The 12,744-nt window shown below is 73.8% G+C and carries 12 protein-coding genes and 1 riboswitch; of the genes, 11 read left to right on the top strand and 1 reads right to left on the bottom strand.

The annotated features are described in order from the left end of the window. Nucleotides 1-59 precede the first annotated feature (59 nt). The 11 genes from ACZ4SV_RS07170 to ACZ4SV_RS07120 all read left to right on the top strand — a co-directional run bounded on the left by ACZ4SV_RS07170 (nucleotide 60) and on the right by ACZ4SV_RS07120 (nucleotide 11,044). Nucleotides 60-182 (top strand): putative leader peptide, encoded by a 123-nt coding sequence (locus ACZ4SV_RS07170; RefSeq protein WP_365875973.1) that lies wholly within the window; start codon nucleotides 60-62, stop codon nucleotides 180-182. A gap of 100 nt (nucleotides 183-282) precedes the next feature. Then, nucleotides 283-1,170 (top strand): glutathione S-transferase C-terminal domain-containing protein, encoded by an 888-nt coding sequence (locus tag ACZ4SV_RS07165; protein WP_468002116.1) that lies wholly within the window; start codon nucleotides 283-285, stop codon nucleotides 1,168-1,170. A gap of 77 nt (nucleotides 1,171-1,247) precedes the next feature. After that, nucleotides 1,248-1,358, top strand: a riboswitch (SAM riboswitch). Between the two features lie 348 nt (nucleotides 1,359-1,706). Further along, nucleotides 1,707-2,687 (top strand): amino acid ABC transporter permease, encoded by a 981-nt coding sequence (locus ACZ4SV_RS07160; protein ID WP_365875977.1) that lies wholly within the window; start codon nucleotides 1,707-1,709, stop codon nucleotides 2,685-2,687. Continuing rightward, on the top strand, nucleotides 2,684-3,484 hold the full coding sequence (locus ACZ4SV_RS07155) for an amino acid ABC transporter ATP-binding protein (protein ID WP_397935321.1): 801 nt from the start codon (nucleotides 2,684-2,686) through the stop codon (nucleotides 3,482-3,484). Before ACZ4SV_RS07160 ends, ACZ4SV_RS07155 begins: the two co-directional genes overlap by 4 nt. Before the next feature lie 88 nt (nucleotides 3,485-3,572). Next, on the top strand, nucleotides 3,573-4,592 hold the full coding sequence (locus ACZ4SV_RS07150) for a transporter substrate-binding domain-containing protein (protein WP_365875981.1): 1,020 nt from the start codon (nucleotides 3,573-3,575) through the stop codon (nucleotides 4,590-4,592). A gap of 118 nt (nucleotides 4,593-4,710) precedes the next feature. Beyond that, nucleotides 4,711-4,833: a putative leader peptide gene (locus ACZ4SV_RS07145; RefSeq protein WP_365875983.1), complete on the top strand. Its 123-nt coding sequence runs from the start codon at nucleotides 4,711-4,713 to the stop codon at nucleotides 4,831-4,833. 166 nt (nucleotides 4,834-4,999) lie between these two features. Then, nucleotides 5,000-6,208, top strand: coding sequence for an LLM class flavin-dependent oxidoreductase (locus ACZ4SV_RS07140; RefSeq protein WP_468002113.1), 1,209 nt, complete (start codon nucleotides 5,000-5,002; stop codon nucleotides 6,206-6,208). 20 nt (nucleotides 6,209-6,228) lie between these two features. Continuing rightward, nucleotides 6,229-7,611: an NtaA/DmoA family FMN-dependent monooxygenase gene (locus tag ACZ4SV_RS07135; RefSeq protein ID WP_468002111.1), complete on the top strand. Its 1,383-nt coding sequence runs from the start codon at nucleotides 6,229-6,231 to the stop codon at nucleotides 7,609-7,611. Next, nucleotides 7,608-8,780 (top strand): LLM class flavin-dependent oxidoreductase, encoded by a 1,173-nt coding sequence (locus tag ACZ4SV_RS07130; RefSeq protein ID WP_468002109.1) that lies wholly within the window; start codon nucleotides 7,608-7,610, stop codon nucleotides 8,778-8,780. The genes ACZ4SV_RS07135 and ACZ4SV_RS07130 overlap by 4 nt, the downstream gene beginning before the upstream one ends. A 10-nt stretch (nucleotides 8,781-8,790) precedes the next feature. Then, the gene (locus ACZ4SV_RS07125; RefSeq protein WP_468002107.1) at nucleotides 8,791-9,954 is read left to right on the top strand and encodes an LLM class flavin-dependent oxidoreductase; all 1,164 of its coding nucleotides are present in this window, start codon (nucleotides 8,791-8,793) and stop codon (nucleotides 9,952-9,954) included. Nucleotides 9,955-10,219: 265 nt separating this feature from the next. After that, nucleotides 10,220-11,044, top strand: coding sequence for a TauD/TfdA dioxygenase family protein (locus ACZ4SV_RS07120; RefSeq protein WP_468002105.1), 825 nt, complete (start codon nucleotides 10,220-10,222; stop codon nucleotides 11,042-11,044). A 21-nt stretch (nucleotides 11,045-11,065) separates the two neighbouring features. Here ACZ4SV_RS07120 and ACZ4SV_RS07115 read toward each other — a convergent pair whose 3' ends face one another. Then, a complete protein-coding gene (locus ACZ4SV_RS07115) occupies nucleotides 11,066-12,535 on the bottom strand; it encodes an MFS transporter (RefSeq protein ID WP_365941615.1) in 1,470 nt (489 codons plus the stop codon). Nucleotides 12,536-12,744 lie beyond the last annotated feature (209 nt).

The following is a 12,744-nucleotide window of genomic DNA, read 5'->3' as shown; positions in this document are numbered from 1 at the left end:
GCCGCAGGCGGCCCGATCGACACTCCAGGAAGGGAATCCTAGTGAACAGGTAGGGAATCATGACGCGCCTCGCGACGGGCACCGGCCGCACGGACCGGACCCCGCCCCGCGCGCTCCTGCTCACCTCCCGCCGTCATATCGACCTCCAGCGCGTCTGCAGCGCCATCGGCCGCCACCGCTGATCCGGGCCCCGTTCCGCCGGACCCGGTCCGCCCCGCACACCGCCGCCGCACGCGCCCGCGCCGGAGCACCCGTCCGCACACCCATCACCCGGGGAGACGCATGTCCATCACTCCGCTCGCCGCCGTCCAGCCCGCCCTCCGCCCCGCCCCGCTCTTCCGGGGCCGCATCGGCGTGGACGCGCGCAGTGGCCACTACGCCGTGCCGCACCGCTACCGGCTCCACCTGTCGACCGCCTGCCCCGACGGGCTGCGCCTCGCCGTCGGCCACACCCTCCTCGGCCTGGACACCAGCTGTCCGGTCACCTTCCTGCCCGCCGTCCCGGACTGTCCCGGCGGCGGCCACGCGGCGCTGCGCCCGCTGTACGAGGCCAGCGCCCACCACTACACCGGCCCGGCGCTCGGCCCGGTCCTCAGCGACGACTGGTCCGGGCGCATCGTCAGCACCCACACCCCCGACATCCTGCGCGACCTGGACCGGTTCCGGCCGGACGACGACGCCCGCCTCTACCCGGCCGGCCTGGAGTCCGTGCTCGACGCGGTCGAGCGGATGTGCGCCGAGGGCGTCGAGGAGGCCGCGCAGCGCGCCGGCCGGGCCGGCGCCCACCCGGAGGAGCGGGCCGCCGCGCTCGACGTGCTGCTGGACACCCTGGGCCGGCTGGAGCGGCGGCTGCACGGGGAGGAGTACCTGGCCGGCGACCGGCTCACCGCCGCCGACATCGAGCTGTGGGTCGCCCTGCTGCGGCTCGACACCGTCCACCGCTGCCACCTCGACGCCTCCGCCGTGCACCGCGTCGCCGGCCACCGCGCGCTGTGGGCCTACGCCCGCCGCCTGACCGCCCACCCGGCCTTCGGCCGCCATCTCGACCTCGACGGCATCGCCCGCCGCCATCACGGCCACTGCCAGGGCCTGGAGGCCGCCGGCGCCGCCGTCCAGATCCTGGACTGGGCGAGCCACGCCGGACAGCCTTCGCAGGCCCGCCGCAGGTGACAGCGGTCGGCCACCGTCCACAAGGCGGACGGGCGTTGACATTCGAACGGTCAACTGCCTTACTTACGCCTCAGAACGGTCATGAGCGTCAGCGCCAAGCCCTGGCTCGCTGACCGGCAACCCTCGCACCGCGGTGGGGTGCCCCAGGTGACGACCGGACCGGATGACGTTTTCGGTAAGCGCGAGGCCCCGCCGGGCCGGAACAGTGACAGGTGACGCCATGGACGCAGCTCCCAGGACGGCCGTAAGCCGCCCTCAGGGCTGCGTGCCGTCGTACGCCGGCCTGCTCGTCGCCGACCGTGCCGTCGATCTGCTCCGCGTGAACAGCGCACTGTGTACCGCACCGGGCTCTGCCCGCCGCCAGGGCTGAGGACTCCTCCCCGCCCTCGCGTCCCCGCCGCGCACCCGCCGCCCGGTGTGCCGTCGTCCGCCCAGCCCCCGGTTCCGCGCCAGCCCCGTGCGCCGCCTCGTGCCCCCGTGCCGTCGTGGCCCGCCCGCCCGGCCGCGGCCCGGGGTGTCCGACTCCGGAGCCCCTCATGAGTGAACCTCCAGGCGCCGTCTCCCTCGCCGAGGCGCCGATACCCGCCGACACACCGTCAAGAGCACTGAAGGCGCAGCGAGTTCAGCCGCTGCGCCGGCCCGGCCGGTGGATCGTCACCGCCGCCGTGCTCGTGCTCGTCGCGCAGATCCTGCACGGACTGGTCACGAACCCCTTCTACCAGTGGGACCGCTTCCGCTACTGGTTCCTGCGCCCGACCGTCCTCGACGGACTCCTCGTCACCCTCGAAGCCGCCGCGCTCAGCGCCGTCCTCGGGCTCCTCGGCGGCGTCCTGCTCGCCCTCGCCCGGCTCTCCGGAAGCCCGGTGCTGCGCGCGGTCAGCTGGACGTACACCTGGCTGTTCCGCTCCGTGCCGCTGATCGTGGTGCTGATCTTCCTGTACAACTTCAGCGCCCTGTACAAGACCTTGAGCCTCGGCGTGCCGTTCGGCCCGGCCTTCGTCACCTTCGACGAGTCCCGGCTGGCCACCGACCTGACGATCGCCGTGGTCGGCCTCAGCCTCAACGAGGCGGCGTACGCGGCCGAGGTGGTCCGCGCCGGCATCCTCTCCGTCGACCAGGGACAGCACGAGGCGGCCGCCGCACTCGGCCTGCCCCGCGGCTACCGGTTCCGCAGAATCGTCCTCCCGCAGGCCCTCAGGTCCATCACCCCGAACTACGTCAACCAGCTGATCGGCCTGATCAAGGGCACGTCCCTGGTGTTCTACGTGTCCCTGCTCGACCTGTTCGGCACGGTGCAGTCGATGGGCAGCACCTACCCCGGAGACGTGGTGCCGCTGCTGCTGGTCGCCACCGTCTGGTACCTGATCCTGACCAGCGCCGTGTCCGTCGTCCAGTTCTACGTCGAGCGGTACTACGCCCGGGGCGCCACCCGCACCCTGCCGCCGACCCCGCTGCAGAAGGTCCGCGCCCGGCTGACGGACCTGCGGGCCCGGCTGCGCAGGGAGGCCGCCGTATGACCACCGCACACACCCCGGCGAAGACCGCGCCCGCCGCGCCCGCCGCGCTCGAAGTGCACGACGTCCACAAGTGGTACGGCGCCCACCGCGTCCTCGACGGCATCGACCTGACCGTCCGCCCCGGCGAGGTCACGGTGATCCTCGGGCCCTCCGGTTCCGGCAAGTCGACCCTGCTCCGGGTGATCAACCACCTGGAGAAGCCCGAGATCGGGCACGTCAGCGTGGGCGGCGAACTGATCGGCGTGAAGCGGCACGGCAACCGGCTGAAGGAACTCGGCGAGCGCGCCATCCTCGCCCAGCGCGGCCGCATCGGCTTCGTCTTCCAGAACTTCAACCTCTTCCCGCACCTGACCGTCCTGGACAACATCGCCGCCGCGCCCGTCGCCACCGGCGGACTGAGCAGGCCGGCGGCCCGGGAACTCGCCCGCGAACTGCTCGTCCGCGTCGGCCTCGGCGACAAGTGCGACGCCTATCCACGGCAGTTGTCCGGCGGACAGCAGCAGCGGGTCGCCATCGCCCGCGCCCTCGCGCTGCGGCCCGGGATCATCCTCTTCGACGAACCGACCTCGGCGCTCGACCCCGAACTCGTCGGCGAGGTGCTGGCCGTCATCAAGGACCTCGCGAGCGGCGGCACCACCCTCGTCATCGTCACCCACGAGATCGGCTTCGCCCGCGAGGTCGCCGACCGCGTCGTCTTCATCGACGCCGGCCGGATCGTGGAACAGGGCCCGCCCGCCGAGGTGCTGGACAACCCCCGGCACGAACGCACCCGCGACTTCCTCGCAAAGGTCCTCTGACCGCCCGACCGCCCCGGCGGCCTCCCCGGCTCCTCCCTCCGACCGACCACCCGCGGGCCTCCCGCACCTCACGACGACAAGGACAGCCATGCCCAGCCAGTTCTCCCGACGCAGCCTGATCCGCGGCCTCACCGCGACGACCGCGACCGCCCTGCTCGCCGGCGGACTCGCCGCCTGCGGAGGAGACAGCGACGCCGCCACCACCACCGGTGCCGCCGGCACGGTGACCGTGGGACGGCTGTCCAACGGAGCCGCGAAGGAGACCGCGCTGAAGGTCTCCGAAGTGAAGTCCATCAGCGCCGAGCTGCCCGCCTCCGTCCGCAAGAGCGGCAAGCTGGTCATCGGCGTCGGCGCGCTGCCCTCCGGGTCGGCCCCGCTGGGCTTCGTGGGCAGCGACCAGAAGACCCTCACCGGCGCCGAACCCGACCTCGGCCGGCTGGTCGCCGCGGTGCTCGGACTGGAGCCCGAGGTGCGCAACTCCACCTGGGAGAACCTGTTCGTCGGCATCGACAGCGGCAAGGTCGACGCGGCCTTCACCAACGTCACCGTCACCGAGGAGCGCAAGAAGAAGTACGAGTTCGCCTCCTACCGCAAGGACAACCTGGCCTTCGAGGTGCTGAAGAAGAGCACCTGGAACTTCGACGGCGACTACCGCAAGCTGGCCGGCAAGACCGTCACCGTGGGCGCCGGCACCAACCAGGAGAAGATCCTGCTGGAGTGGAAGGCCAGACTGGCCAAGGAGGGCAAGACGCTCACGGTCAAGTACTACCCGGACCAGAACAGCATCAACCTGGCGCTGCGCAGCGGGAAGGTCGACGCCTTCTTCGGCCCCAACCCCGCCGTCGCCTACCGCGCCCGGCTGACCGCGAGTTCACCCGACGCCACCCGCAGCGCGGGCACCTTCTCCGGCGCGGGCGAGACCGTCCAGGGTCTGATCGCCGCCACCGCCAAGAAGGGCAGCGGCCTGGCCAAGCCGCTCGCCGACGCCCTCAACTACCTGATCGACCACGGCCAGTACGCCAAGTGGCTCGCCGCCTACAACCTGTCCGACGAGGCCGTCGGCAAGGCCGAGGTCAACCCGCCCGGGCTGCCGCTGGACAACTCCTGACCGGCCGGCCGCGCACCCCGGGAACATCCGGCGCCGGCCGCGCGTTGAACGTCAAGACGAGATCCGACCGGCGGGCGCCCGCCCGGCCCGCCGCGTCCGACGGAGGGAGGTGACGGCCGTGACCCGACTGCCGGGGCAGGCCCGCCCGCCGCGCGCCGCGCGGCCGTACCGCTCCGTCCGGCTGCACTCCCGGCCGCACATCGATCTCCAGCGCGTGTCCGCCGCGCTCTGTCGCCACTGACGTCCGCCCGGCCCGAGGCCCGGCTTCCCCTGCTCCCGCGCGCCCGCCCCGGCCGGTGCCGTGTGCCGCCCCCGCCGGTGCCGCACGCCCCGGCCCCGGCCGCCCGCGCGCCGCTCCGACCCACCCGGACGCTCCGACTCGTACGGACATCAAGGAAGGCACCGACGTGTCCCCGACCTCCTCCGCACCCCTGCACCTCGCCGTCGCCCTGGACGGCACCGGCTGGCACCCCGCGTCCTGGCGCGAACCGGTCGCCCGCCCCCGCGACCTGTTCACCGCCGGCTACTGGACCGACCTGATCACCGAGGCCGAACGCGGCCTGCTCGACTTCGTCACCCTGGAGGACAGCCTCGGCCAGCAGTCCTCCCTCCTCCTCGACCCCGACGAGCGCACCGACCAGGTCCGCGGCCGGCTCGACGCGGTCCTCATCGCCTCCCGCGTCGCCCCGGTCACCCGGCACGTAGGTCTCGTCCCGACCGTGGTGACCACGCACACCGAGCCGTTCCACATCTCCAAGGCGATCGCCACCCTCGACTACGTCAGCAACGGACGCGCGGGCCTGCGCGTCCGGGTCAGCGCCCGCCCCGACGAGGCCGCGCACTTCGGCCGCCGCACCATCCCGCGGGTCGAGTCCTTCGACGGCCCGTCCGCGCAGGACCTGCTCACCGAACTGTTCGAGGAGGCCACCGACTACGTCGAGGTCGTGCGCAGGCTCTGGGACAGCTGGGAGGACGACGCCGAGATCCGGGACGCCGCCACCGGCCGCTTCATCGACCGGGACAAGCTGCACTACATCGACTTCGAAGGCCGCTACTTCAGCGTCAAGGGCCCCTCCATCACCCCGCGCCCGCCGCAGGGCCAGCCGCTGGTCACCTCCCTCGCCCACCAGACCCTCCCGTACCGGCTGGTGGCCAGCCGGACCGACGTCGGCTACCTCACCCCGCACGACGCCGACCAGGCCCGCGCGATCGTCTCCGTGGTCCGCGCCGAGCAGGAGGCGGCGGGCCGCGCCGACGAGCCCCTGCACCTCTTCGGGGACCTCGTCGTCCTCCTCGACGACAGCGAGACCGCCGCACGGGCCCGCCTGGACCGCCTCGACACGCTCGCCGGCGAGCCGTACACCAGCGACGCCCGGATCTTCACCGGCACCGCCGCCCAGCTCGCCGACCTGCTGGAGGACCTGGCGGCCGGCGGGCTGACCGGATTCCGGCTGCGCCCCGCGGTCGCCGGCCACGACCTGCCCCGGATCACCCGGGACCTGGTGCCCGAACTCCAGCGCCGGAACCGCTTCCGCACCGCCTACGAGGCGACGACCCTGCGCGGCCACCTCGGCCTCGCCCGCCCCGCCAACCGTTACGCCACAGCCGCCGTCTGAGCCGGGAGGACCGCACCGTCATGAGCAAGCCGCTGAAGCAGATCCATCTGGCCGCCCACTTCCCGGGTGTCAACAACACCACCGTCTGGAGCGGCCCGGCCGCCGGCAGCCACATCGAGTTCAGCTCCTTCGCGCACTTCGCGCGGACCGCCGAACGCGCCAAGTTCGACTTCCTGTTCCTCGCCGAGGGCCTGCGGCTGCGCGAACAGGGCGGCCGGATCTACGACCTGGACGTGGTCGGCCGCCCCGACACCTTCACCGTGCTCGCCGCGCTGGCCGCCGTCACCGACCGGCTCGGCCTGACCGGCACCATCAACTCCACGTTCAACGAGCCGTACGAGGTGGCCCGCCAGTTCGCCAGCCTCGACCACCTCTCCGACGGCCGGTCCGCGTGGAACGTCGTCACCTCCTGGGACGCCTTCACCGGCGAGAACTTCCGGCGCGGCGGCTTCCTGCCGCAGGAGGAGCGCTACTCCCGCGCCAAGGAGTTCCTCACCACCGCGCACGAACTGTTCGACTCCTGGCGTGAGGACGAGATCCTCGCCGACCAGGGCACCGGCGCCTTCCTGCGGGACGCCAAGGCCGGCGCCTTCGTGCACCAGGGGCAGCACTTCGACATCCACGGCCGGTTCGACGTCCCGCGCTCCCCGCAGGGCCGCCCCGTCATCTTCCAGGCCGGCGACTCCGAGGAGGGCCGCGAGTTCGCCGCCTCCAGCGCGGACGCCATCTTCAGCCGCCACTCCACCCTGGAGGAGGGCCGGGCCTTCTACACGGACGTCAAGTCCCGCCTCGCCGCCTACGGCCGCCGCCCCGACCAGCTTCTCATCCTGCCCGCGGCGTCCTTCGTCCTCGGCGACACCGACGAGGAGGCCGAGGAACTCGCCCACGAGGTGCGCCGGCAGCAGGTCAGCGGCGCCACCGCCATCAAGCACCTGGAATTCGTGTGGAACCGGGACCTGTCGGCGTACGACCCGGAGGGCCCGCTGCCCGACGTCGACCCGGTGGTCGGCGACGAGCACATCTCCCGGGGCCGCGCCCAGGTGCGGATGTACCGCGACCCGGTCGCCATCGCCCGCGAGTGGCGGCAGCTCGCCGAGGCCAACAACTGGTCCATCCGCGACCTGGTCATCAACACCGGCAACCGGCAGTCCTTCATCGGCTCCCCGGCCACCGTCGCCCGGACCATCAACGAGTTCGTCCAGACCGACGCCTCCGACGGCTTCATCCTGGTCCCGCACATCACGCCGGGCGGACTCGACGGCTTCGCCGACACGGTCGTCCCGCTGCTCCAGGAACAGGGCGTCTTCCGCACCGAGTACGAGGGCACGACCCTGCGCGACCACCTGGGCCTCGCCCACCCCGGCACCGACGCCGGAGCCCCGGCCGAACGGGCCGCGTCGTGAGGTTCCTCGCCATCACCCTGATCGCGCACCGGCCGGACCCGGTCACCGGCCGGTACGCACCGACCCACGAGCGGTTCCGCGAGGTCCTGGACAACGCGGTGCTGGCGGAGGAGCTGGGCTTCGACGGATTCGGCGTGGGGGAGCGGCACGAACGGCCCTTCCTCTCCTCCGCGCCGACCGTGGTGCTCAGCCACATCGCCGCGCTCACCCGCCGCATCCGGCTCTTCACCGCCGTCACCACCCTGAGCCTGCTCGACCCGGTCCGGGCGTACGAGGACTACGCCACCCTGGACCACCTCTCCGACGGCCGGCTCGACCTGATCATCGGCAAGGGCAACGGCACCGCCCAGCGGGAGCTGTTCCAGGTCACCCCCGAGGACCAGTGGGACCGCAACGCGGAGAGCTACGAGGTGTTCCGGCAGTTGTGGCGGCAGCAGAAGGTGAGTGCCGACACCCGGTTCCGGCCGCCGCTGACGGACGCCGAGGTCTGGCCCCGGCCCTACCAGCGGCCGGTGCGGGTCTGGCACGGCAGCGCCACCAGCAAGGAGTCCGTGGACCTCGCCGCGCGCTACGGCGACCCGCTGTTCTCGGCGAACGTCACCCACCCGGTGGAGCCGTACGCCGAGCTGGCCCGGCACTACCGGGAACGCTGGGAGCACTACGGCCACGACCCGGCGGACATCGCGGTGGGCGCCGGCTCCGCCGGGCTGTACGTGGCCCGCACCTCGCAGGAGGCGCTGCGGGCGTACCGCCCGGTCTTCGAACGGAACCTGGCCTTCCAGCGCACGACGGGCCTGCCCGTGGTCTTCGAGTCGCTGGAGGACTTCGTGGCGCGCAGCTCGGCCCTGATCGGCAGCCCCGAGCAGGTCGTCGACAAGGTGCACCGCTACCACGAGCGGCTCGGACACACCGTGCTGCACGTGAGCGCGGACGCGAACGGACTGCCGCCCGGCCGGCACCACGACTCGCTGGAGCTGTTCCAGTCGGAGGTCGCCCCGGTGCTGCGCCGGAACATCCCGGACCCGCCGTTCCCCTGGGCACCGGTCAACCCCGAACCCGCGTCCGCACCCGCGACGGACCCGGTCCCCGCGGACCGCCCCGTGCCCGCGACCCGACCCGTGTCCGGAACCGCCGCCTCCGGAGCCGGTTCCGTGCCCGCCGACCGCTGAGGAGGCGTTCATGTCCTCGGATTCCTCAGGCTCCTCGCCGTCCGACAGGTCCTCGAACACCCCGCTCGGCGTGCTCGACCTGGTGCCCATCACCTCCGGTTCGGACGCGGCCGAGGCGCTGCGCAACTCCCTCGACCTCGCCCGGCACGCCGAGCGGTTCGGCTACGCCCGCTACTGGTTCGCCGAGCACCACCTCAACCCGGGCGTCGCCGGCACCTCCCCGGCGGTCGTCCTGGCCCTGACCGCCGCCGCGACCAGCACGATCCGGCTGGGCTCGGGCGCGGTCCAGCTCGGCCACCGCACGGCGCTGTCCACGGTCGAGGAGTTCGGCCTGATCGACGCCCTGCACCCCGGCCGGCTGGACCTCGGCCTCGGCCGCTCCCTGGCCGGCCCGCCGGGGCCCCGGACCCCGCTCCCGTCGGCCACCCCGGTGGTGGACGGCCGGGCCCCAGGCGGGTTGCTCATCCCGCCGCCCTTCAGCTTCGAGCACCTGCGCGGCTCGCCCCGCGTCGCCCTGGTGACCAAGCTGCTGCGGCAGCCGCACGCCCAGCCGCAGGAGTACGGCGAACTGATCGACGACATCCTCGCCCTGCTCGCCGGCACCTACCGCTCCCCGGACGGCGTGGAGGCGCACGTCGTGCCGGGGGAGGGCGCCGAGGTCCAGGTGTGGATCCTGGGCAGCAGCGGCGGGGTGAGCGCCGAGACCGCCGGGGCGCGCGGCCTGCGGTTCGCCGCCAACTACCACGTCAGCCCCGGCACGGTCCTGGACGCCGTGGACGGCTACCGGGCCCACTTCACCCCGTCCGCCGACCTGGCCGAGCCGTACGTCAGCGTCTCCGCCGACGTGGTGGTGGCCGAGGACGACGACACCGCCCGGGAACTCGCCGCCGGCTACGGCCCGTGGGTGCGCAGCATCCGCACGGGGGAGGGCGCCCTCCCGTACCCGACGCCGGCCGAGGCCCGCGCGCTGCCGTGGACGGACGAGGACCAGGCGCTGGTCCAGGACCGCCTCGACACCCGGTTCGTCGGTTCACCCGGCCGGGTCGCCGACCACCTGGAACAGCTCCGCGAGGCCACGGGCGCCGACGAACTCCTCGTCACCACCCTCACCCACGACCACAAGGCCCGCGTCCGCTCGTACGAACTGCTGGCACAGGAGTGGCAGCGCAGATGACGGCCCCGGCCCCGGGCGGAAGTTCACGCGAGTGCAATGGTGGAGCCTGGCCCGGGGCCGGACCGGCGGACTACCGTGGAGGGGTGACCTCCCCGGCGTTGTCCCGCACACCGCACGCGGCCCCGGCGCACACCGGCGCCGCGCCGTGTCGGCACGCCTGACCTCTCTCCACCGCCCCCGGGCCCGTGCGCGGTTCCGAGCGACCACTCCCGCGCACGTGCCTCCAAGGCGCCCTCGTCCGCACGGCGTTCCCAAGGAGACGGGCATGACCATCGTCACCCATCCCGACACCCACCTCGCCCTCCACCGGGCCGGCCCGCGCATCGGCGCGGAGGTGACCGGCGTCGACCTGACCGGCCCCGTCGACGGCACCACCGCCGACGCGCTGCGCCGGGCCTTCCGCGACCACAAGGTGCTGGTCTTCCGGGACCAGCACCTGACACCCAATCAGCACGTCGAGGCGGTACGGCTGTTCGCCGAACCGTTCGACCACCCCACCGCCCAGCGGCACCCGGACAACCCGCTGGTCTACCCCTACAACGTGCGGCACACCGGCAAGGCCAGCAGTTGGCACATCGGCGGCCTGTGGCGCACCCCGGCCTTCGCCATCGAGTCGCTGACCTACGACGAGGTGCCCGAACTCGGCGGGCACACCCTCTGGGCGGACCTCCAGGCCGCCTACGACGATCTGTCCGAGCCCTTCAAGACGCTGCTGGCCGGTGTCGGCGCGGTCTACGACGGCGATCCGCGCAACTACGCGCAGGGCCGCGGCAACAGCCCCGTCGGCGAGACGACCGTCGAGCATCCCGTCGTCCTCGCCCACCCGCTCACCGGGCGCAAGGGACTCTTCCTCAGCTCCTCCGCCCTCCGGCTCACCGGCGTCACCGCGCAGGAGGGCCGCGCCCTGCTCGACCACCTCCTGCGGCACGCCGCCTCGCCGGACTACACGATCCGCTTCGGCTGGCGGCCCGGCGACTTCGTCCTCTGGGACAACCAGGCCACCTGGCACTACGCCGTGGACGACTACGGCGACGGCGCCCGCGTCTACCGCAAGGTCATCGGCGTGGAACCGCTGCGCACCGCCGCCTGACCGGTTCCGCGGCCGCCCGGCTCACGCCGGCTCGTCCAGAGCTTCCACGGTCGCGTCCGCCGCCCGCGCGGGCAGCGGACGCGACCGGCCGGACTCTTCGGCCGGGCGGCCCCGGACCAGGGACAGCACCAGCGCGACGGCGAGGAGGGCCGCGCACACCAGCGACGCCTGCGCGTACGCGGCGCGCGGCGGACCCGCCGGTGCGGCCGCGCCCCGCAGATAGATCCCGGACACGGCGCTCAGGCACACCGCCGCGGCCACCCGCTGCGCCATCTGCAGGATGCCGCCCGCCACCCCGGCCGCCTCGGCGGGCGCGTACCGCAGCACCCGGGCCTGGTTCGGGGAGACGGTCAGACCCGACGCCGCGCCGGAGACCAACTGCACCCCGGCCAGCGCGCACGGCAGCGCGGCGACCGGGACGACGGCCGCGGCGAACGCGCCGCCCAGCAGGGCGAGGACGCCGACGGCCAGACCCGCCGGCACCGCCCGCTCACCCAGCCGCCGTACGACCCGCCACGCCACCGCCGACACCACGCCCATCGCGACGGCCGACGGCAGCGTCACCGCGGCCGTGGCGAGCGCGGACAGCCCGAGCCCCGACTGCAGGAACAGGGTGAGCACCAGACCGGCGCCGAGCGAGGCGCCGAACTGGGCCATCGCCACCGCCGTGCCCAGCGCGTACGGCGCCGACCGCCACAGCGCCGGATGCACCAGCGGCGTCCGGCCCGCCCGCAGCCGCCGCCGCTGCCCCAGCACGAGCGCACCGGCCGCACCGGCGGCGGCCACCGCCCACCGGGCCGCCGTGGCGGCGTCGCCGGGCGGGCGGATGAACGGCAGCATCAGCGCGAGCGTCAGCGCGGCCACGCAGCAGATGCCCCACGGATCGAGTCCCCGGCCCGCCGCCGACCGCCGGCCCGGCGGCAGCCACCGGGCCGCCAGCCACAGGGTGAGCAGGCCGCAGGGCGTGCTCAGCAGCAGGCACAGCCGCCAGCCGGTGTCCGGTCCGCACACCGCGACCAGCGCGCCGCCCAGGGCCGGGCCCAGGGCCGCCGCGACGCCCCCGGTGACCGCGTACAGACCCAGTGCCCGGGCCCGGTCCAGACCCTGGAAGACGTCCTGGAGGGTGCCGATCACCTGCGAGTTGACGAGTCCGGCCCCCGCGCCCTGCGCCAGCCGCGCCGCCACCACCGTGCCCGGCGCGGTCCCGGTCGCGGCGAGCAGCCCGCACAGCACGAACACCGAAAGGCCCAGCAGGAACAGCCCCTTGCGGCCGCGCGCGTCACCGAGCCCGCCGCCGGGCACCAGGACCAGGCCGAAGGAGAGCGAGTATCCGGCCACGATCCACTGCACGTCGGTGGCGCCCGCCGACAGCGAGTCCCGCAGAGCCGGGACGGCGATGTTGAGCACCGACTGGTCCAGCAGGGTGGTCACTCCGGCGGCCAGGCAGACCGTCAGCGCGCGCCGGGCGGCGCGGGTCTCTCCGGGAAGCATGCGGTCATGCTCACACGCCCGCCACGCCCCGGTCGCCGTACCCCGGGCACCGTTCGCAGGACGGACACACGCGCGTCGCACACGGACACACCGCGTTCGCGCCCGCACCTTCGGCGCTCGCCCGGCGTACGTCCGCGCGCGCACCCGGCTCCCCGGTGCCCGTCCGCGGGAACACCGGTGCGGGCGTGGATGTCACCGCCCCCGTTGGC

It is taken from the genome of Streptomyces sp. NPDC027672 (genome assembly GCF_055566335.1).
Note: the sequence above shows the minus strand (reverse complement) of the source record. Positions and strands in the feature narration are given on the sequence as shown.

Coding starts and splice junctions, on each gene's coding strand:
- ACZ4SV_RS07125 (WP_468002107.1), top strand. CDS start 8,791: ATGTCCTCGGATTCCTCAGGCTCCTCGCCGTCCGACAGGTCCTCGAAC.
- ACZ4SV_RS07135 (WP_468002111.1), top strand. CDS start 6,229: ATGAGCAAGCCGCTGAAGCAGATCCATCTGGCCGCCCACTTCCCGGGT.
- ACZ4SV_RS07155 (WP_397935321.1), top strand. CDS start 2,684: ATGACCACCGCACACACCCCGGCGAAGACCGCGCCCGCCGCGCCCGCC.
- ACZ4SV_RS07160 (WP_365875977.1), top strand. CDS start 1,707: ATGAGTGAACCTCCAGGCGCCGTCTCCCTCGCCGAGGCGCCGATACCC.
- ACZ4SV_RS07150 (WP_365875981.1), top strand. CDS start 3,573: ATGCCCAGCCAGTTCTCCCGACGCAGCCTGATCCGCGGCCTCACCGCG.
- ACZ4SV_RS07165 (WP_468002116.1), top strand. CDS start 283: ATGTCCATCACTCCGCTCGCCGCCGTCCAGCCCGCCCTCCGCCCCGCC.
- ACZ4SV_RS07120 (WP_468002105.1), top strand. CDS start 10,220: ATGACCATCGTCACCCATCCCGACACCCACCTCGCCCTCCACCGGGCC.
- ACZ4SV_RS07170 (WP_365875973.1), top strand. CDS start 60: ATGACGCGCCTCGCGACGGGCACCGGCCGCACGGACCGGACCCCGCCC.
- ACZ4SV_RS07115 (WP_365941615.1), bottom strand. CDS start 12,535: ATGCTTCCCGGAGAGACCCGCGCCGCCCGGCGCGCGCTGACGGTCTGC.